The sequence below is a fragment of the Pseudomonas sp. R76 genome, assembly GCF_009834565.1.
Taxonomy (GTDB): domain Bacteria; phylum Pseudomonadota; class Gammaproteobacteria; order Pseudomonadales; family Pseudomonadaceae; genus Aquipseudomonas.
On sequence record NZ_CP019428.1, the window covers coordinates 5,331,593 to 5,349,797 of the forward strand.

The 18,205-nt window shown below is 60.4% G+C and carries 18 protein-coding genes; 6 read left to right on the top strand and 12 right to left on the bottom strand.

What is annotated here, in order from left to right; translation table 11 throughout:
- Positions 1-25 precede the first annotated feature (25 nt).
- From PspR76_RS24050 to PspR76_RS24075, 6 genes are all read right to left on the bottom strand, one after another.
- Positions 26-1,039, bottom strand: coding sequence for an ABC transporter substrate-binding protein (locus tag PspR76_RS24050; protein ID WP_159959326.1), 1,014 nt, complete (start codon positions 1,037-1,039; stop codon positions 26-28).
- Between the two features lie 134 nt (positions 1,040-1,173).
- A complete protein-coding gene (locus tag PspR76_RS24055; RefSeq protein ID WP_159959328.1) occupies positions 1,174-3,810 on the bottom strand; it encodes a TonB-dependent receptor plug domain-containing protein in 2,637 nt (878 codons plus the stop codon).
- Between the two features lie 241 nt (positions 3,811-4,051).
- Positions 4,052-4,990 carry a FecR domain-containing protein gene (locus tag PspR76_RS24060; RefSeq protein ID WP_159959330.1) on the bottom strand — a complete coding sequence of 313 codons (939 nt, stop codon included), beginning with the start codon at positions 4,988-4,990 and terminating at the stop codon, positions 4,052-4,054.
- Positions 4,987-5,496 carry a sigma-70 family RNA polymerase sigma factor gene (locus PspR76_RS24065; RefSeq protein ID WP_159959332.1) on the bottom strand — a complete coding sequence of 170 codons (510 nt, stop codon included), beginning with the start codon at positions 5,494-5,496 and terminating at the stop codon, positions 4,987-4,989. The genes PspR76_RS24060 and PspR76_RS24065 overlap by 4 nt, the downstream gene beginning before the upstream one ends.
- Before the next feature lie 219 nt (positions 5,497-5,715).
- Positions 5,716-6,507 (bottom strand): phosphate/phosphite/phosphonate ABC transporter substrate-binding protein, encoded by a 792-nt coding sequence (locus PspR76_RS24070; RefSeq protein WP_159959334.1) that lies wholly within the window; start codon positions 6,505-6,507, stop codon positions 5,716-5,718.
- 9 nt (positions 6,508-6,516) lie between these two features.
- The gene (locus tag PspR76_RS24075; protein WP_159959336.1) at positions 6,517-7,446 is read right to left on the bottom strand and encodes a fatty acid desaturase; all 930 of its coding nucleotides are present in this window, start codon (positions 7,444-7,446) and stop codon (positions 6,517-6,519) included.
- Positions 7,447-7,747: 301 nt separating this feature from the next.
- On the opposite strand from PspR76_RS24075, the gene PspR76_RS24080 reads away from it, so the two are divergent.
- Positions 7,748-8,179, top strand: a complete 432-nt coding sequence (locus PspR76_RS24080) for a GNAT family N-acetyltransferase (RefSeq protein WP_159959338.1) — start codon at positions 7,748-7,750, stop codon at positions 8,177-8,179.
- 66 nt (positions 8,180-8,245) lie between these two features.
- Positions 8,246-9,064 (top strand): class I SAM-dependent methyltransferase, encoded by an 819-nt coding sequence (locus PspR76_RS24085; RefSeq protein ID WP_159959340.1) that lies wholly within the window; start codon positions 8,246-8,248, stop codon positions 9,062-9,064.
- A 134-nt stretch (positions 9,065-9,198) separates the two neighbouring features.
- Here the strand turns inward: PspR76_RS24085 and def are convergent, their stop codons facing one another.
- From def to PspR76_RS24100, 3 genes are all read right to left on the bottom strand, one after another.
- Positions 9,199-9,738, bottom strand: coding sequence for a peptide deformylase (gene def / locus PspR76_RS24090; protein WP_159959342.1), 540 nt, complete (start codon positions 9,736-9,738; stop codon positions 9,199-9,201).
- A 3-nt stretch (positions 9,739-9,741) separates the two neighbouring features.
- Positions 9,742-10,692 carry a YihY/virulence factor BrkB family protein gene (locus tag PspR76_RS24095; RefSeq protein WP_159959344.1) on the bottom strand — a complete coding sequence of 317 codons (951 nt, stop codon included), beginning with the start codon at positions 10,690-10,692 and terminating at the stop codon, positions 9,742-9,744.
- Positions 10,693-10,862: 170 nt separating this feature from the next.
- A complete protein-coding gene (locus PspR76_RS24100) occupies positions 10,863-11,048 on the bottom strand; it encodes a CsbD family protein (RefSeq protein ID WP_060754107.1) in 186 nt (61 codons plus the stop codon).
- A 198-nt stretch (positions 11,049-11,246) separates the two neighbouring features.
- Here PspR76_RS24100 and PspR76_RS24105 point away from each other — a divergent pair, with 198 nt between their 5' ends.
- Positions 11,247-11,624, top strand: a complete 378-nt coding sequence (locus tag PspR76_RS24105; RefSeq protein WP_159959346.1) for a hypothetical protein — start codon at positions 11,247-11,249, stop codon at positions 11,622-11,624.
- A gap of 73 nt (positions 11,625-11,697) precedes the next feature.
- Here PspR76_RS24105 and fadD1 read toward each other — a convergent pair whose 3' ends face one another.
- Both fadD1 and fadD2 read right to left on the bottom strand, forming a co-directional pair.
- Positions 11,698-13,389, bottom strand: a complete 1,692-nt coding sequence (gene fadD1 / locus PspR76_RS24110; RefSeq protein ID WP_159959348.1) for a long-chain-fatty-acid--CoA ligase FadD1 — start codon at positions 13,387-13,389, stop codon at positions 11,698-11,700.
- A gap of 384 nt (positions 13,390-13,773) precedes the next feature.
- On the bottom strand, positions 13,774-15,462 hold the full coding sequence (fadD2, locus tag PspR76_RS24115; protein WP_159959350.1) for a long-chain-fatty-acid--CoA ligase FadD2: 1,689 nt from the start codon (positions 15,460-15,462) through the stop codon (positions 13,774-13,776).
- Positions 15,463-15,681: 219 nt separating this feature from the next.
- On the opposite strand from fadD2, the gene PspR76_RS24120 reads away from it, so the two are divergent.
- Together PspR76_RS24120 and PspR76_RS24125 are read left to right on the top strand one after the other, a co-directional pair.
- A complete protein-coding gene (locus PspR76_RS24120; RefSeq protein ID WP_159959352.1) occupies positions 15,682-16,626 on the top strand; it encodes an alpha/beta hydrolase in 945 nt (314 codons plus the stop codon).
- Positions 16,627-16,686: 60 nt separating this feature from the next.
- Positions 16,687-17,157, top strand: a complete 471-nt coding sequence (locus PspR76_RS24125; RefSeq protein ID WP_003175719.1) for a MaoC family dehydratase — start codon at positions 16,687-16,689, stop codon at positions 17,155-17,157.
- A gap of 137 nt (positions 17,158-17,294) precedes the next feature.
- On the opposite strand, the gene PspR76_RS24130 is transcribed toward PspR76_RS24125, so the two are convergent.
- Entirely contained in the window at positions 17,295-17,762 is a 468-nt protein-coding gene (locus PspR76_RS24130) for a ferritin-like domain-containing protein (protein WP_159959354.1), read from the bottom strand.
- A 206-nt stretch (positions 17,763-17,968) separates the two neighbouring features.
- Between PspR76_RS24130 and PspR76_RS24135 the strand changes: the two genes are divergently transcribed.
- Entirely contained in the window at positions 17,969-18,205 is a 237-nt protein-coding gene (locus tag PspR76_RS24135; RefSeq protein WP_003213031.1) for a DUF3820 family protein, read from the top strand.

Genomic DNA, 18,205 nt, shown 5'->3' on the forward strand with positions numbered 1-18,205 from the left:
TGCTGCGCGTGGGAACGATCAAGCATCAAAGGGCGGCTTTGACTTTGGCCGCCACGTCCGCCGGCACCCATTGCTGCCAGACTTGCGGCTGCTCTTTGAGGAACGCCAGCGCGACTTGGCGCGGCTGCTCACGCTTCTCGCTCATCTGCGCGAGGATGCCGTTGAGCAGGTCAATCGGCAGGTCGACTTTTTCAAAGAAAGTCACCAGTTGCGGGTACTGCGCCTTGAACGGCGCCGACACGCCAATCGCCAGGTGCGCGGGCATCGAGCGGGTGCCGATGGGGTGCGGGTTATTGGCGTCGGCCAGGGTTTTCCAGGCTTCGGCGTTGAACGGCGGCTCTTCCAGTTTGATCAGCTTGAAGCGGCCGAGCAGCGGGGTCGGCGACCAGTAGTAGAACAGCACCGGTTTGCCACGGCGGATCGACGAGGCCACTTCGGCGTCCAGCGCCGCGCCGGAGCCGGTGCGGAAGTTGACGAAGGTGTCGGTCAGGCCATAGGCCTTGAGCTTCTGGCTGTTGACGATTTCCGAGGTCCAGCCGGTGGGGCTGTTGAGGAAGCGGCCTTTGCTTGGGTCTTCGGGGTCGCGGAACACGTCCTTGTAACGCGACAGGTCGGCCACCGACTTGAGGTCCGGCGCCAGGGGCTTGATGCCGCGCTCGGCGTCGCCCTTGATCACGTATTCCGGCACCCACCAGCCTTCGGTCGCGCCTTTGACCGTATCGCCCAGGCCGAACACTTTGCCTTCGCCCTCCGCCTTGACCCACGCCGGACTGCGCCCGGCCCATTCTTCGCCGATCACTTGGATGTCGTCCTTGGCCAGCGAGGCTTCCAGGCTCACGGTGCTGCCGGGCAAAGTGTCGGTGGGCAGGCCGTAGCCTTTCTCGACAATCAGGCGCAGTACTTCGGTGATCAGGCTGCCACTTTCCCAGGTGATGTCGCCGAAGTGGATCGGTTTGACGGCATCGGCGGCGGGGGCTTGCTGGGCCAGGACAGCGAGTGCCAGCAGCGAGCCGCCGAGCAGTTTTTTAATTGTTTTCATGCAGAACCTCGTGGTGATGATCGTTCCCACGCTCCGCGTGGGAATGCAGCCCCGGACGCTCTGCGTCCAACAGGTGACGCAGAGCGTCACAAGAGGCATTCCCACGCAGAGCGCGGGAACGATCGGTGAGCGGGTTAAAAGTCATAACTGAGCCGCGTGTAGTAAAACGCCCCTTCCGGCGCGGTCGGTGACAGGTAGCTGTATTGCTGGCCCGGCGTCTGGCGCAGGCGGCTGTTGAAGTCGTCGGGTTTGCTGTCGAACAGGTTGTTCACGCCCACCGACACGCGCAGTTGCTGGGTGAAGGCGTAGTTCACGTCGAGGTCGGTGGTCCATTGCGCGCTGAAGACTTGGTCGTATTGCGCGTTGGTCTCGCTGGCCGCGTATTTGCGGTATTTGCCGTAGCGCGTTTGGTTGAGGGCGATGGTCCACTGGTTGAGCCTGTGCACCGCGCCGAACACCAGTTTGTCTTCGGGGTAGCCGTGCTCGATAAAGCCACGGGCTTCGCGGGTCAGCACTTCGAAACCGTTGGGGTTTTCGTGGACTTTCTCAATCGTGGTGCGCGCCTTGGTGTAGCCGGCCGACAGCGCCAGGTCACCGAACTGCGCGAGGTCCAGGTTGTACTTGCCGACGATATCGACGCCGCGGGTGCGGGTGTCGGCGGCGTTGGTCATGAACTGCGCCCACGAGTACTGGCCGTAGCCGGCATTGGTGAGGATCTGCTCGGCCAGCGGCCCGGAAATGCCGCCGCTGAACAGCAGGCGATCACGAATCGAGATTTGATAGGCGTCGATGGTCAGCGAGGCATTTTCGGCCGGTCGCAGCACCAGGCCCAACGAGTAGTTGGTCGACTTCTCCGGCTTGAGCGGTTGCGCGCCGAGGGCACGCGCCGCCGGGTTGTCGGCCGGCAGCATGCGCGTCAGCACCGGGTTGCCGTTGGCATCGAGGTTGGTGGTGGTGGTCCACGAGGTGCCGATCTGCCCCAGGCTTGGCGCGTGATACGCGTTGTTGACCGTGGCGCGCACGCCCACTTGCGGGGTGAAGTCATACCGCGCCGAGAGCTTGCCGGTGGTGGCCGAGCCGAAGTCCGAATAGTGCTCGGTGCGCCCGGCCACGCCGACTTGCAGCTTGTCGGTGACCTGGTTTTCGAGGCCGAAATACACGCCGCCCACATCACGTTTAAACGTGCCGGCGTCGTCCGGAGTCAGCCCGGAGGCTTGCACCGCGCCGACCTGCACGCCATCGATACCGCCGTAGGAATAGGAGTCGTAGTCGCCGGCTTCGAGGCGATATTGCTCGTGCCGATAGGCCACGCCCGCCGAGACGGTCAGCGGGTGGCTGGACCAGTTCACGTCCAGATCCTTGGCGTAGTCGAGGGTGATGTTGGTCTGGTCGTTGACCAAGGTCGCGACGTTGAACTTGGTCGGGCTGTTGGCGCCGTAGCTCGGGTTGACCGTGTTGAAGGCCAGCTCGTCGTGCTCGTCGCGACCATAGGTGGCGCTCAGGTCGAAGCGGCCAATGCTGTCGTCTTCATAGCGCGTACCGAGGGTGATGGCGCCGTCTTCGTAGCGATAGCGGTACTTGGGAATCGTGCCGCCGGGGTAGATCGACGCGACGTTGTTCGGGCTGCTGGCCAGCAGCGGCGGCGTGTTGTTCACCGACGTGTCCTGGCCGAAGGTGGCGAAGCTGTAGACGCGCCATTGGTCGTTCAGGCCGATCTCGGCGTTGGCCGCCAGGTTGTATTTGTCGCGCCCGGCGCCGCCCCAGCGCGGGTCTTGCACGCGGCCGTCGGCGACGTACGTGTCGCCAATGTCGTCGGGCTTGTTGTTCAGGGTGTTGAAGCTCAAGGTCAGGAAGCCGTCGCCCGGCAGGCCAATGCCATACCAGCCATCGGTGGTTTTGCTGAAGCCGTCGCCCTGGGCGTATTTGCCCAGTTGCGTATTGACGCCGCCACCGCTGTCGCGCTCCTTGAGCACGATGTTGACCACCCCGGCCACCGCGTCGGAACCGTACTGCGCCGAGGCGCCATCACGCAGCACTTCGACGTGGTCGATGGCGCTGATGGGGATCATGTCGAGGTCGACCGGCTGCGCGCCAATAAACGGCACGCCACCGGAGATATTCACCACCGCCGAGGTGTGGCGACGCTTGCCATTGATCAGTACCAGCGTCTGGTCAGGCGACAAGCCACGCAACGAAGCGCCCTTGGGGTCTTGCCCGCGGGTGGCGCTGTTGTTCTGCGGAAAGTTGAACGACGGCAGCAGCTGGAACAACGCCTGGTTGAGGCTCGTGGCGCCGGTTTGCTTGAGTTCTTCGGCGTTGATCACGTCGACCGGGGCGCTGCTGGTCAGCGCGGTGGCGTTGCTGCGCCGGGTGCCGATGGCGACCACGCGGTCGAGGGTCGGCGCCTGCGCGGCACTGGTCTGCGCCTTGACGCTGCTGGTGGCGCCTTTGGCTGCGCCTTCCTTGATGATGAACGCACCGTCCGGGCTGACTTGCACTTGCAGGCCGGTGCCCTTGAGCGCGGCGTCCACCGCCTGATGCGCCGACAGCGAACCGTCGACCGTGGCCGAGGAATAATTGCCCAGTTGCGGCGTAAAGGAGATCACTTGGCCGCTTTGGCGGCTGATGTTCAGCAGCACTTCATCCAGCGGGCCGGGTGCAATGTGGTAGACCTGACGCGCGTCTTCGGCGCTGGCGGCAAACGAGAAAAACAGGCTGGCCAACGGCACCAGGGCAAAGGTTCGAAGCGGCACACGGTTGAACTGATTCACTTTGGCTCCCCCCAAGGAAACTCGAGAACGCTGCTCCCCGCAGCGCTTACGGGAGTGATGTGGGTTGGTGGGGGCAAAACTTGCAGACCGTTTGGTTATGTCCTTAGAACCCACATTTGAGCAGCGAACCCAACCCCTGTGGGAGCTGGCTTGCCTGCGATGCACACAACTCGGTCTCACAGTTGAACCGAGTCGATGCCATCGCAGGCAAGCCAGCTCCCACATTGACCGAGGACGTCCGTCAGGCCGCATTGATGGTCACCCACAACCCGGTGCGGCGGGTGATGTGGATCGGCAAGGTGCGCGCCAGGGTGTCGAGGATTTGCTGCGGGTTGTCCAGCCGGTACAGGCCGCTGACGCGCAAGCCGGCGACTGACGGATCCAGGCGCAACACGCCACTGTGATAGGGCCGCAATGCGTCGATGACTTCCGCCAGCGGGCGGTCGCGCACTTGCAGGAAGCCGTCGACCCACGCGGTGGCGCTGGCGGAACTGGCCTGTACCGGGCCGAAACCGGCGCGGTCGTAATGCACTGCATGCCCGGCGGCGAGTTGCAGGCGCTCGCCGCCGTGGCTGTCGATCTGCACGGCGCCGTTGAGCGCAACGACCTGGCCCTGCCCTTCGCGCTCGCGCAGCAGCAAGCGGTTGCCGTAGGCGCGCAATTGCGCCTGGTCGGTCTGGATCAAAAAGGGTCGGTTGCGATCACTGGCAACCTTGGCCAGCAACTCGCCTTCGCGCAGGCGCACCAGGCGCCGTTGCGGGTCGAACTGGATATCCGCCGCGCTTTGCGCGTTGAGCAGCAACTCACTGCCATCGGCCAGCGTGACGGTGCGACGCTCGCCGGTGCCGGTGCGGATATCCGCCGTCAACTCGCAGAGGCCCAAAGGTTTGTTCAGCAGCGCGGCGCCTATGGCCACGCCCGCGCCCGCCAGCGCGATCTGCAACACATGCCGGCGACTGGAAGGCGCCTCCAGCGCCTGCTGCAAGACTTTGCCGCTGACACCCTGGCCGAGTGGCACCTGGAACACGCCCAGGCGCGTTTCCAATTGCTGGCACAAGGCGTCATGACGCGGGTCGGCGGCGCGCCATTGGTGATAGCGCTGCCAGTCCGCCGCCGTGGCGTCCCCTGAGCGCAGCAGCACGTACCAGCGCGTGGCGCTGTTGATCAATTCGTCGTTCATTCCAGGCACAGCCGCAGGCAACGGTTGAGGGCGCGGGCCATGTAGTCGCTGACCGAACGCTGGGAAATGCCCAGTTCGGCGGCGATCTCGGGGTAGGTCAGGCCATTGAGTTGCGACAGCAGGAAGGTCGCCTTGACCTTGGCCGGCAAGCCGTCGAGCAGTTGGTCGATGGCTTGCAGCGCTTCAAGCATTTGCGCCAGGTTTTCGGGAGACGGCGCGGTGCAGGTTTCGTCGTTGTCCAGGGCATCGAGGTAGGCGCGATCCAGGTCACGCCGGCGCCACAGCTGGTACATCAGGCGTTGGGCGATGGTGGTGAGCAAGGGACGGGGCTGACGGATCGGCAGCACGCCCGGCGAACTCAGCAGTTGGACGAAGGTGTCGGCGGCGATGTCTTCGGCGTGTGCACGCGAATCGAGGTGGCGGTGCAAACGGCTGCACAGCCAGTCGTAATGACTGCGGAACAATCCGCCCACGTAATCGCTGTGAGAAGTGTCGGCGCCGGACATAGTGGCTCCATCTGAGTAGGTTGCGCGTTATGTCCGGTGTTCCGGTGGAGCGATCCTAACAAGGCTGCTTATTCTTTAATAATATTTAAAAGGTATTTTTATATAACCGATCGTTCCTACGCTCTGCGTGGGAATGTAGCCTTTGACGCTCTGCGTCAGTGCTTGAGAGGGTGACGCGGAGCGTCACGGGAGGCGTTACCACGCAGAGCGTGGGAACGATCAGCGCAGGTCGGCGTAGCCGGCGTTGGCGGCGTATTGCTGGTAGGCCAACAGCACGTGATAGTCGTCTTCGCTGGCGGGCAGTACTTCTTGGATGCCCAGGGTTTCGACCACCTGCGGCAAATCCTGCAACGCCAGGTTCATCGCCTCACGAATCCGGAGCACCTGTTCGTCGCTCAACTGCAGCGGCCCGATGTAGGGCAAGGTCGGGCTCGGCGCGCTGTGGGTGACGATGCGCAGCCCCGCCACTTCCTGCGGGGCGAACCGCGCGAGGTAGTCGTAGGTGACGCTGTCGATGGCGGCGAGGTCGGCGAGGTTTTCGCGTAGCCAGCGCAGGCTTTCGCGGTGGGCGCCGCTGCTGCCGAGGCTGGCGAAGAAACGCCCGTCGCGCTGCAATGGCGCAAGGCGTTCGCGCAGCAGGTTCATGCCGCTGTTGGAGTCGTAGCCGTTGATCACGCCGCGGCTGTTGTAGAAGTCGGCCAGGGCGACGCGCGGGTTGTCGTCGCGGGTCAGCAGCAGGCTGCAATGCTCGGCTTTGCTGCTGTGGGCCAGCTCGTAGCGTGGGCGACCAATCACGCGCACCTGGCCGCGCAGTTGGGTCATCAGCGGGTAGCCGCAGGTTTGCGTGACTAGCAGTTCGGGCGCCAGCCACAGGTCGTGCAGGTCGAGGTGGTCAGCGTTGCGACGGGTCAGGTTCAAGCGCTCGAAGATGCGCGCCAGCCACTGTTGATTGGCCTGTTGCACCGCTGCGGGAGCCACGTACATCAGCAGCTCGGCGTAGTGTTCACTCATGGTCGTCTCTCACGCAAAAGGGTGCCGCGGGCTGTCGATGGCCTTGAGGCCGTGGAGGCTGATCAACTGGCCGTAACCTTGCACCAGAAAGCCCCCGCTGCGCGCCACCCATTGTTCGCGGCGCGCGTGGTAGACCGTGGGCAGCAAGTACCAGGGCAGTTTCGGCAAGTCGTGGTGCACCAGGTGCAGGTTGTTATTGAGGAACAGCCAGGTCCACGGCCAGGACGCTTCGTTGAGGACGGTGCGCTGTTCCGGTTGCAGGTGCGGGCGGTGTTCATAGTAGGAACGGATCGACGCCAAGGACAAGGCCGGCGCGGTGACCAGAAGCAGGTAATGCCACACCGGCAAGGCGCTGTAGTGGGCGATAAAGCTGAGCATCAGCAGGGTCACGGCGCCGTGGCACACCCACATCGGCCACACCTGTGGCAGGCGTCGAAACTCATGCCGGGCCAGGCGGCCAATCGCCAAAGGCGCGGCCAGCAGGAAGCGGCCCAATACGGTTTTGGTCAGCCAATGCACGCCGCGTTTAAACAGCGCGCTGTTATCCCATTGGGATTGATTGAGGTAGCGGCTTTCCGGGTCGATGCCCGGCAGCGTCAGGTCTTCATCGTTGTGGTGCAACAAGTGGCTGTCGCGGTACAGCGTGTAGGGATACCACACGGCAAACGGTGCATAGCCGAGCAGTTTGTTTACGAGAAGGGAACGGGTGGGATGGCCGTGAAGCAATTCGTGTTGCACCGACAGCCACAGCGTCACCAGCGGAATCAGCAACAGCGTGCTCAGCCACACGCCCAGCCAGGGGCTGGCGAACATCACGCTGAACCAGCCGGCATACACGCCGATCAGCACAAGCCAGGTCGGCCATTCGGTTCTGGCAGTAAAACTGTGCGCCAGGGCTTCGATTTCCCGGCGATGGGTCAGATCAAGGTAGTTGGCCATCGGCAGCTCAGAGCAGGTGTTTCCTGCTCTGTGCAGCGAGACCCGAAAATCTTGCAGATCGTTTGGTTCTAAGCTTGTAACTCAGTGACCGAACAGGCCTGTCTCGGTTTTCTTGGCTTTCTTGTCGGCGCGTTTTTCATCGGCGGTTTTTGCCGGTTTCTTCTTCGCGGCTTTCTTTGAATCCATACCTTTGGCCATGATGCATGCTCAACTGAAGGGGATGTAACACTGGGTATACCACCTATTGCCCCGCAGAACGCGCTTATAATTCTCGGCCCTTGAAACCGCTGGCTTGAAGAGCATGCCCGAACTGCACATTGAACCGCTGGCAGAGCCGCTGTGGCCGCTGCTGAACAAGTTTTATCGCCGCCATGATTCGTCGATGAAGGCCATCAAAGGTGGGCGTTTATGGGTGGCGCGCGACGGTGAAATTGTGGCCGGGCTGTGCCTGAGCCCGGTGGTGGGTGGGCAGTGGCTGACCGGCGTGTTTGTCGACCCGGCGTATCGTGGCCAAGGGTTGGCGGCGCGCTTGATTCTGCAGGCGGTCGCTGACGTGGAAGGGACCGTCTGGCTGCTGTGCCATCCGGATTTGGAAGCGGTGTATCAGCGCATGGGGTTCACTCAAGACACGCTGTTGCCGCAATCCCTCAGCGAACGGTGGGTGCGCTACAAACGTAACAAGCCAATGATTGCGATGGGGCTTATAACCAACGCAAAGGTCGACCTCGGATAATGTGTGATCGGCCGGTAGAACGCCCATGCTAGCCTCGACGGCACAGTGGCCTCTTACAGGATGATCATGAAAACGACGCTTGCAGCTCTGTCCCTCACCGCCCTCCTCGCTCCCACTTTCAGCCAGGCAGCCGACGCGCCGATCAGCGCCAAGCAGTACGCCAGCGTGCTCGCCGGCAGTTGGCGCGACCCGGCCAACAGCGCGCGTGACGGCTATCGCCACCCGCAGCAGACGTTGGAATTCTTTGGTTTGGGCGCCAGGCAGACGGTGATCGAGATCACCCCGGGCGGCGGCTGGTACAGCGAAGTGCTGGCGCCGTTGCTCAAGGATCAAGGGCATTACATTGCCGCCGTGCAGGCCGCGAGTAGCAGCGCTTACGCCGCGACATCCGAACAGAACCTGAAAAAGAAATTCGCCGCCGACCCTGCGCGTTACGCCAAGGCTCAAGTGGTGGAGTTCGACCCCAAGGCTCCGGTGTTCGGCAAACCGGCTTCGGCCGACAGCGTGCTGACCTTCCGCAATGTGCATAACTGGGTTGACGCGGGCACCGCACCGGCCACCTTCAGCGCGTTCTACACGGTGCTCAAGCCCGGCGGGGTGCTGGGCGTGGAAGATCACCGCGCCAAGGACGGGGCGGATCTGCAAGCCATCAAGGACAGTGGTTACCTGACCACCGCGCAGGTGGTGAAGCTGGCGACAGACGCCGGGTTCAAGCTGGCGGGGCAAAGCGAGGTGAACGCCAACCCGAAGGACACCAAGGATTATCCGGGTGGGGTGTGGACGCTGCCGCCGGCGTTGAAGCTGGGCGAGCAGGACAAGGCCAAGTATTTGGCGATTGGGGAGTCGGATCGGATGACGTTGCGGTTTGTTAAACCGGCAAAATAGTCTGAGTTAACGCAGAACCCATGTGGGAGCTGGCTTGCCTGCGATAGCGGTGGGTCAGCCAACACAAGTGTGACTGTTAGACCGCTATCGCAGGCAAGCCAGCTCCCACAGGTTAACCCCAGTGTGCCTGGGTATTACTCGTCCGCGTTCGGATCCATGTCCGGAAACATCACTTCGATAAACCCGAACTTGCTGAAGTCGGTAATCCGCGACGGGTACAACCGGCCGATCAGGTGATCGCATTCATGCTGCACCACCCGCGCGTGGAAGCCTTCGGCGATGCGCACAATCGGTTCGCCCTTGGGGTCGAAACCCTCGTAGCGAATCTGCTGATAACGGTCCACCGCACCCCGCAGGCCGGGCACGGACAGGCAACCTTCATAACCTTCTTCCAGCACCGGGCTGAGCGGCGTGATCAACGGGTTGATCAGGATGGTCTGCGGCACCGGCGGCGCGTCCGGGTAGCGTTCACTGGCCTCGAAACCAAAGATCACCAGTTGCAGGTCAACACCGATTTGCGGTGCGGCCAGGCCGACGCCACCGACGTGTTCCATGGTCTGGAACATGTCATCAATCAATTGCCACAGCTCAGGGCTGTCGAACATCTCGGGCGGAACCGGTGGCGCAACGCGCAGCAGGCGCTCGTCGCCCATTTTCAGGATTTCACGGATCATCAATCAGACTTCGTCAGTTAGGGGCTTGGAGTGGTCCCGGCCGAGGCCTGAGACGTGCTGTTTTTCATTCGTATCCGAATGCTCGTCAAACTCCTTTTCCCCGGGGTCCTTGCCTTCCGCCGACATGTGTTCGATCACGGCATTCATCTCCGCGCCCAGCAGCAATACGGCGGCGGAAATATAGAAGTACAGGAGCAGGACGATGATCGCACCGATACTGCCATACATGGCGTTGTAGTCGGCGAAGGTTTTTACGTAGTAGCCAAAACCCAGGGAGGCGATGATCCACACCACCACGGCCAGTACCGAGCCTGGGGTGATGAAGCGGAATTTCTGCTCCACATCAGGCATCACGTAGTACATGAGGGCCACGGCGAACATCAGCAGAATCACGATCAGCGGCCAGCGCAGGATGGTCCATAAGGTGACGACGAATTCCTGCATGCCGATCTGCCCGGCGAGCCATTCCATCACTTGCGGGCCGAGCACCATCAATGCAGCGGCGGCCAGCAGCATGCCGGCGATGCCGATGGTGTAGAACACCGACAGCGGGAAGCGCTTCCAGATTGGCCGGCCTTCGACTACGTCATAAGCGGCGTTCATCGCGCTCATCATCAGGCGCACGCCGGCGGAGGCGGTCCACAACGCAATCACGATACCGACGGACAGCAAGCCACCCTTGGATTGCTGCAATTGGTCGATCACCGGGTTGACCTGCTCCAGCGCCTGGGGCGGCAACACCAGTTCCGACTGCATGCGCAGCCAGGTAAAGAAGTCCGGCAGGTGCAGAAAACCGATCAGGGCAATAAGGAACAACAGGAAGGGAAACAACGAGAACAGCATCTGGTAGGCCAGTGCCGAGGCATAGGTAGGCATTTCGTCATCGACGAATTCCGTGACGGTGCGCACCAGCACTTTGTGCAGTGGCAAGCCTTGCAATACCGGAAAAATCATAGCGTCTCCTTTCGCCGCAAAAGGGTTGAGGTCGTGGGCGACTCAGGGGCCGTTTTCTACATCAAAAGTAGCCTACTTGGCGACTTTGAAACAATTACCAGATTTTAGTTGCAAGCGACGACATAAAAACGGCCATCCGTGGATGGCCGTTTGGCTGCGCGTTGGCAGGCTTACTTGGTCGCTTTCTTTACCGCGTCCTTGGTATCGCCTACTGCTTTTTCAACCTGGCCTTTCTTCTCTTGCACTACGCCTTCAGCGCGCAGCTTGTCGTTACCGGTGACTTTGCCAACACCTTGCTTGATGTTGCCAACGAGCTCGTCTTTCAAACCTTTTGCCTTATCCGATGTGCTGCTCATGGTATTTCTCCTGGAACAATCGAGGTTTTTGGTCATTACGTAGAGATTGACCCGAGGCCGTTCGGCAGAGTTTCAATTATTTTTCAGCGGGCATTTCATCGCCGCCTGCAGGTTTGGCTTTATGTTTTGCAGCCAACCCACGAGAATGCCCGGCACATTCAGGCTATAACGCTGAATAACAGATCCCGTAGGAAGGTTATGAAACTCAATAAAGCACAGGCCATTGCCCGCAGAAACCTGGAACTGGGCGGTGCCGTACTCGGCGTCAACAACTGCCATTTCACCGACCTGGACCGCAAGCGCAACATCTGGTGGTTCGACCTGCCGGTGGGCCGTATTGCCGTGGGCCAGTACGAGTGGATTCACCTGTTGATGCACAACGCCGAGTCCGACCAGCTGCTGCACTTGAAGGTGCCGACGGCCTATCTGCGTGAAAAACTCGAAGGCTTGGTGGTGCGTAATGCGGGCAAGCGCAAGCCGGAGATCACCCTGGAGTTGAGTGCGGACAAGGATTCGTTCCTGAAGGATGTGCGCCCGACGGGTGCCGGGGTGAGCTTCGCGCAGTTTGCCCTGTAGGAATGCAGAGCAAAATGGATTGCATTTCAATCCTGACATTAAAAAACCCCGCAATCGCGGGGTTTTTTATGGGTTACTTTTTCAGGCCCAACTTCTTCAATTCTTCATCGCGCAACTCACGCCGCAGGATCTTGCCCACGTTGGTGGTCGGCAGCGCATCACGGAACTCAACGGCCTTGGGCACCTTGTAGCCGGTGACGTTGGCGCGCATGTGTTCCATCACCTGGTCCTTGGTCAGGGTTGCCCCTGGCTTGACCACGATGAACAGCTTGATGTGCTCCCCGGACTTGTCATCCGGCACGCCGATGGCCGCACATTGCAGCACGCCCGGCAGGCCCGCCAGCACGTCTTCCAGTTCGTTGGGGTAAACGTTGAAACCGGAGACCAGAATCATGTCTTTCTTGCGGTCGACAATGCGCATGTAGCCGTCAGGCTGGATGATCGCGATGTCACCGGTCTTCAACCAGCCTTCGCTGTCGAGGATCTCGGCGGTGGCGTCTTCGCGCTGCCAATAGCCTTTCATCACTTGCGGGCCCTTGACGCACAGCTCGCCGATCTCGCCCAGGGCCAGCTCGACGCCGTCATCGGTGATGACTTTGCACACGGTCGACGGCACCGGAATGCCGATGGTGCCGATCTGGATATTCTGGATCGGGTTGACCGTCGCCACCGGGCTGGTTTCGGTCATGCCATAGCCTTCGCAGATGTTGCAGCCGGTCACGTCTTTCCAACGCTCGGCGGCTGCCAACTGCAACGCCATGCCGCCCGACAGCGTGACTTTCAGCGCGGAGAAGTCCAGCTTGCGGAAGCCTTCGTTGTTGCACAGCGCCACGAACAAGGTGTTCAAGCCGACAAAGCCGCTGAACTTCCACTTCGACAGTTCCTTGACCATCGCCGGCAAGTCGCGCGGGTTGCTGATCAGGATGTTGTGGTTGCCGATCAGCATCATCGCCATGCAATGAAAGGTGAAGGCATAGATGTGGTACAGCGGCAGCGGCGTGATCAGGATCTCGCAACCTTCATTGAGGTTGGAGCCCATCAGCGCCTTGCACTGCAGCATGTTGGCGACCAGGTTGCGGTGGGTGAGCATCGCGCCCTTGGCCACGCCGGTGGTGCCGCCAGTGTATTGCAGTACGGCGACATCGCCGCTGGCCGGGCTGGCATCGTTGACCGGTTGGCCGTGCCCCTTGGCCAGCACGTCGTTGAACTTGATCGCCTTGGGCAAGTGGTACGCCGGGACCATCTTCTTCACGTACTTGATGACGCTGTTGATCAGCAGGCGCTTGAATGGCGACAACAGGTCAGCGACTTCGGTGACGATCACGTGCTTGACGGCGGTCTTGGGCACGACTTTTTCAGCCAGGTGCGCCATGTTCGCCAGGCAAACCAGGGCCTTGGCCCCGGAATCATTGAATTGGTGTTCCATTTCCCGCGCGGTGTACAGCGGGTTGGTGTTGACCACGATCAGGCCCGCACGGATGGCGCCGAACACGGCAACCGGGTATTGCAGGACGTTGGGCAGTTGCACGGCGATTCGATCGCCTGGCTTCAAGTCGGTATGTTGTTGCAGGTAGGCGGCGAAGGCGCCGGACAATTCGTACAGTTCACCGTAGGTGATGGTTTTGCCCAGGTTGCTGAAAGCCGGTTTGTCGGCGAAGCGCTGGCAGGACTGTTTCAGTACCGCCTGAATATTCTGATACTCGTCTGGATTGATGTCTGCAGCAATCCCGGCGGGGTACTTATCCTTCCAAAAGTCTTCGTTCATGGAAGCCCACTCCTCAGCGACGCGAATTCATCATCGCATTTGATGCGATTATTATTGGTGTATGTTTTTTTAGGTGAGTCTGGCGCTTTCAAGCAGGCCGAGAAGTCACAAAGCGCGCCGAGAGTAGCAGCTTTGCCAAGGGCCGCCTAGAGCCAAAAGAGGGCCCTACAGTCATAATCATGACTGTCCTACAATATTTGGTCACACTTTAAACCAGGGTAAAATCCCCCAGCAAAACGCTCTGGAATGGGCCTTACAGATCAACAAACAACAATGTGGGAGCTGGCTAGCCTGCGATTGCGGTCTGTCAGTCAATACATCCAGTGACTGGAACATCGCTATCGCAGGCAAGCCCGCTCCCACATTTTTTAAGCGCATTTCCTATCAGGCGATGTCGCGCAGCTCCCTGCGCAGAATCTTGCCCACCGGCGTCATCGGCAACGAATCACGCAACACAATGTGCTTGGGCACCTTGTAGCCGGTGAAGTTGGTCTTGCAGTACGCCTTCAGCTCTTCAAGGCTCACACCTTGCGTGCGCGCTACCACAAACAGCTTCACCGCCTCCCCGGTGCGCTCATCCGGCACGCCGATCACGGCGCAGTTGGCCACCGCCGGGTGCGCCATCACCACGTCTTCGATCTCGTTGGGGTACACGTTAAAGCCCGAGACGATGATCAGGTCTTTCTTGCGATCGACAATGCTCACAAAGCCATCGGTGTCGATCACCGCGATGTCGCCGGTTTTCAGCCAGCCTTCGGCGTCGAGGGTCTCGGCAGTCGCGGCCGGCTGCTGCCAGTAGCCCTTCATGACCTGCGGGCCTTTGATGCACAGCTCGCCGCGCTCGCCCAAGGGCAACTCATGCCCTTCATCATCGATGACTTTCATCGCGGTGCCGGGCACCGGAATACCGACGGTACCCAACCGCGACTGGCTGCCGTACGGGTTGGTGCTGGCCACCGGCGAGGTTTCAGTCAGGCCATAACCTTCGCCAATGGAGCAACCGGTCAAGGCCTTCCACCGCTCGGCCGTGGCCTTGATCAGCGCAGTGCCGCCGGAGTTGGTGATCTTGAGGTGGGAAAAATCCAGGGTCTTGAAATCCGGGTGGTCCATCAGCGCCACGAACAACGTGTTCAGCCCCAGCAGGCAGGAGAACCGCCACTTTTTCAGCTCTTTGATAAAGCCGCCGATGTCGCGCGGGTTGGTGATCAGCACGTTGTGGTTGCCGGTGACCATCATGCACATGCAGTTCGCCGTGAAGGCATAGATGTGGTACAGCGGCAGCGGCGCGATCATCACCTCCTGCCCTTCCTTTATCAGCGGCTGGCCGGCGTCGCTGACCTGGGACATGCACGCCCGCGCCTGCTGCATATTGGCGACGAGGTTGCCGTGGGTGAGCATCGCGCCCTTGGCCAGGCCGGTGGTGCCGCCGGTGTATTGCAGCACGGCGATATCGTCCAGTGTCACCGGATGCCGGGTCAGGCCCTGCCCCGCGCCCATGCGCAAGGCGCGTTTGAATGACACAGCACGTGGCAGGCTGTAGGCCGGGACCATCTTCTTGACTTTGTCGACCACGGTGTTGATCAGCCAGCCTTTGGCGGCGGGCATGAAGTCGCCCATCCTGGCTTCGATCAGGTAGTCGATCTCGGTGTCGGCGCACACTTCCTGCACCCGCGAACCGAACAGGTTGAGGTAAACCAGCGCGCGAATGCCGGCATCCTTGAATTGGTGGCGCATTTCGCGCGGGGTATACAGCGGGTTGGTGTTGACCACGATCAGCCCGGCGCGCAGGGCGCCGAACACCGCAATCGGGTAATGCAGCACGTTGGGCATCTGCACCGCGATGCGCTCGCCCGGCTTGAGGTCGGTGTGCTGCTGCAGGTAACCGGCGAACGCCGCACTCTGGCGCTCAAGCTCGGCATAGGTCAGGGTGATGCCCATGTTGCTGAACGCCGGACGGTCGGCAAAGGCCTTGCAGGACCGTTCGAAGACTTCGATCACCGACTTGTACGTGGTGAGGTCGATGTCATTGGGAACGCCCGCCGCGCGTTTGTCATTCCAGAAATCAGGTTGCATTATTCTTGTCCTCTTACCTGAGTGTGTCCGACCGCTGCAGTTATAAAAACGCATCTATAAAAAGCGGAGCTTTGGGGACGTTAGCAGCTATGGCCAAACAGGCAAATACATCCAACTGTGTCATTTATTGTATGAATCTTGCCCCTAACGTGTAGGCAGATACACCAGCCCCTGGCAGATGAGCTATACACTGCAACGACCCTGAGCAAAGGAAGCGCCATGAACCACAGCACCTTCTGGCTGACCGCGAATGACCGCAGCCGCCTGTACGTCAATCAATGGCTGCCGGAAGGCCAGGCCAAGGCCATGATCATGTTGTCCCACGGCATGGCCGAGCACAGCGGCCGCTATGCGCGCCTGGCTGAAGCCCTGTGCGCAGCCGGCTACGGCCTGTACGCGCTGGACCAGCGCGGCCACGGCCGAACGGCTGACGAAGGGACGCTGGGGCTGTACGCCGAAAAAGATGGCTGGAACAAAGTGGTCGGCGACCTGGCCAGCCTCAACCAGCACATCGGCCAGCAGCAACCGGGGCTGCCGATCATTCTGCTGGGCCACAGCATGGGCAGCTACATCGCCCAGGCCTACCTGCTGCACCACAGCGCCAGCTTGAATGGCGCGATTCTCAGTGGCTCGAATTTCCAGCCGATTGCGCTGTACCGCGCCGCCGCGCTGATTGCGCGGATCGAACGCGCACGCCAGGGGCTGCGCGGGCGCAGTGCGCTGATAGATTTTTTGTCGTTCGGCTCGTTCAACAAGGCATTCAAACCCAATCGCACCGCGTTTGACTGGCTCAGCCGCGACCCGGATGAGGTCGACCACTACATCAACGACCCACTCTGCGGTTTCCGTTGCACCAACCAGCTGTGGGTCGACCTGCTGGGCGGCTTGCAGCAAATCAGTAAAGCGTCCAATCTCGCGCAGATCGACCCGGGCCTGCCGATTTTAGTGATGGGCGGGGAATGTGATCCGGTGAGTGAAGGCAAGCGTCTCAAAAGCCTGGCCCACGCATTACGTGAGGCCGGCTGCCAGCACCTGCAATTGAATATCTACCCGCAAGCACGCCATGAAGTGTTCAACGAGACCAATCGTGATGAAGTCACCGCCGATGTACTGGCGTGGCTGGAGCAGGCTTTGACATTGCGCAGGCCGACTCGCTGCGAGTAATTTTTCGTTTAGAATCAGATAGTTAATTAATTACCGATTAGCCACAGGATGCACCTTTAGATGACTCAGGTTACCAACACCCCGTACGAAGCCCTCGAAGTCGGCCAGACCGCCAGCTACAGCAAGACCGTTGAGGAGCGCGATATCCAGCTGTTCGCCGCCATGTCCGGCGACCACAACCCGGTGCACCTGGATGCCGAGTACGCCAAGGCGACCATGTTCAAGGAGCGTATCGCCCACGGCATGTTCAGCGGCGCCCTGATCAGCGCGGCCGTTGCCTGCGAGTTGCCTGGGCCGGGCACCATCTATATCGGCCAGCAAATGAGCTTCCAGAAACCGGTAAAAATCGGCGACACGCTGACCGTGCGTCTGGAAATTCTCGAGAAGCTGCCGAAGTTTCGCGTGCGTATTGCCACACGTGTGTTCAACCAGCGCGACGAGTTGGTGGTGGATGGCGAGGCGGAAATTCTGGCGCCACGCAAGCAGCAAGTGGTGACACTGACTGAGTTGCCACCTATCAGCATCGGCTGATCAAATTTCAACATCTGCACAACGCAAAATGTGGGAGCGGGCTTGCCCGCGAAAGCGGTGTACCAGCCACCATAGAGGTTGGCTGATACACCGTCTTCGCGAGCAAGCCCGCTCCCACATTTGTTACACAGCAGGTCTTACGACTGAGCGCGAGCCTGGTTACGCAGGGCTTTCACCTGGTCGTGGTTGCGTTGTGCGCCGTGGAACTGACGCTCAACCAGTTCGCGAATACCCAGCAGGTTGTGCTTGTTGATCTTCTCGATCGCTTCCTTGTAGGCCTTCAGTGCGTGGTCTTCACCGCGCTCGGCTTCGTTCAACACGGCCTCTTCATCTTTGCCGGTCACCAGCGACTTCACGTCGACCCAGCCACGGTGCAGGGCACCCGCAACCGAACCGGATTCTTCCGGATCGCCGCCCAGCGCTCTGACTGCAGTTTGCAGTTCGGCAGCTGCGGTAGCGCAGTCGGTGGAGCGTTTCACGAACAGCGCTTTCAGCTCTGGGTGCTTGATGTCTTCAGCACAGGTGGCGAAGCCTTTCTGGCCGTCTTTGCTGGTCTCGATCAGGTCGTTAAGTACGGAGATCGATTCTTTATTGATGTCAGTCATTTTTCAATTCCTTGTGCGGGTTAAGAAACTTACCTTAATGATTGCAGCGCCCGTGCCAGGTTTTGAAAAACAAACTATTCCTTTATTTTCAATGACTTATAAATTATTGAACCATCTGTATGTACGTTATTTGCATGATCTGTCATTTGGCCTTCATGCAGAATGCCTGTATTTTCGATGACTTCGACTCACCTCACTGAAGCGCCATGAACCCCGAAAAACTCGAACTGCTGATCACCCGCGAAATGCCTTTCGGCAAATACAAGGGGCGGATCATCGCCGACCTGCCCGGCCCTTACCTGAATTGGTTTGCCCGTGAAGGTTTCCCCCACGGCGAGCTGGGCGGGTTGCTGGCGTTGATGCAGGAAATCGACCACAACGGCCTGTCGGAACTGCTGGAACCGCTGCGCGCCAAACACGGCAAACCCGCCCCTCGCCATTAA

Coding starts and splice junctions, on each gene's coding strand:
- PspR76_RS24135 (WP_003213031.1), top strand. CDS start 17,969: ATGAACCCCGAAAAACTCGAACTGCTGATCACCCGCGAAATGCCTTTC.
- def (WP_159959342.1), bottom strand. CDS start 9,738: ATGATCCGTGAAATCCTGAAAATGGGCGACGAGCGCCTGCTGCGCGTT.
- PspR76_RS24130 (WP_159959354.1), bottom strand. CDS start 17,762: ATGACTGACATCAATAAAGAATCGATCTCCGTACTTAACGACCTGATC.
- PspR76_RS24070 (WP_159959334.1), bottom strand. CDS start 6,507: ATGAGTGAACACTACGCCGAGCTGCTGATGTACGTGGCTCCCGCAGCG.
- PspR76_RS24065 (WP_159959332.1), bottom strand. CDS start 5,496: ATGTCCGGCGCCGACACTTCTCACAGCGATTACGTGGGCGGATTGTTC.
- PspR76_RS24060 (WP_159959330.1), bottom strand. CDS start 4,990: ATGAACGACGAATTGATCAACAGCGCCACGCGCTGGTACGTGCTGCTG.
- fadD1 (WP_159959348.1), bottom strand. CDS start 13,389: ATGAACGAAGACTTTTGGAAGGATAAGTACCCCGCCGGGATTGCTGCA.
- PspR76_RS24120 (WP_159959352.1), top strand. CDS start 15,682: ATGAACCACAGCACCTTCTGGCTGACCGCGAATGACCGCAGCCGCCTG.
- PspR76_RS24100 (WP_060754107.1), bottom strand. CDS start 11,048: ATGAGCAGCACATCGGATAAGGCAAAAGGTTTGAAAGACGAGCTCGTT.
- PspR76_RS24095 (WP_159959344.1), bottom strand. CDS start 10,692: ATGATTTTTCCGGTATTGCAAGGCTTGCCACTGCACAAAGTGCTGGTG.
- fadD2 (WP_159959350.1), bottom strand. CDS start 15,462: ATGCAACCTGATTTCTGGAATGACAAACGCGCGGCGGGCGTTCCCAAT.
- PspR76_RS24050 (WP_159959326.1), bottom strand. CDS start 1,039: ATGAAAACAATTAAAAAACTGCTCGGCGGCTCGCTGCTGGCACTCGCT.
- PspR76_RS24125 (WP_003175719.1), top strand. CDS start 16,687: ATGACTCAGGTTACCAACACCCCGTACGAAGCCCTCGAAGTCGGCCAG.
- PspR76_RS24105 (WP_159959346.1), top strand. CDS start 11,247: ATGAAACTCAATAAAGCACAGGCCATTGCCCGCAGAAACCTGGAACTG.
- PspR76_RS24085 (WP_159959340.1), top strand. CDS start 8,246: ATGAAAACGACGCTTGCAGCTCTGTCCCTCACCGCCCTCCTCGCTCCC.
- PspR76_RS24080 (WP_159959338.1), top strand. CDS start 7,748: ATGCCCGAACTGCACATTGAACCGCTGGCAGAGCCGCTGTGGCCGCTG.
- PspR76_RS24075 (WP_159959336.1), bottom strand. CDS start 7,446: ATGGCCAACTACCTTGATCTGACCCATCGCCGGGAAATCGAAGCCCTG.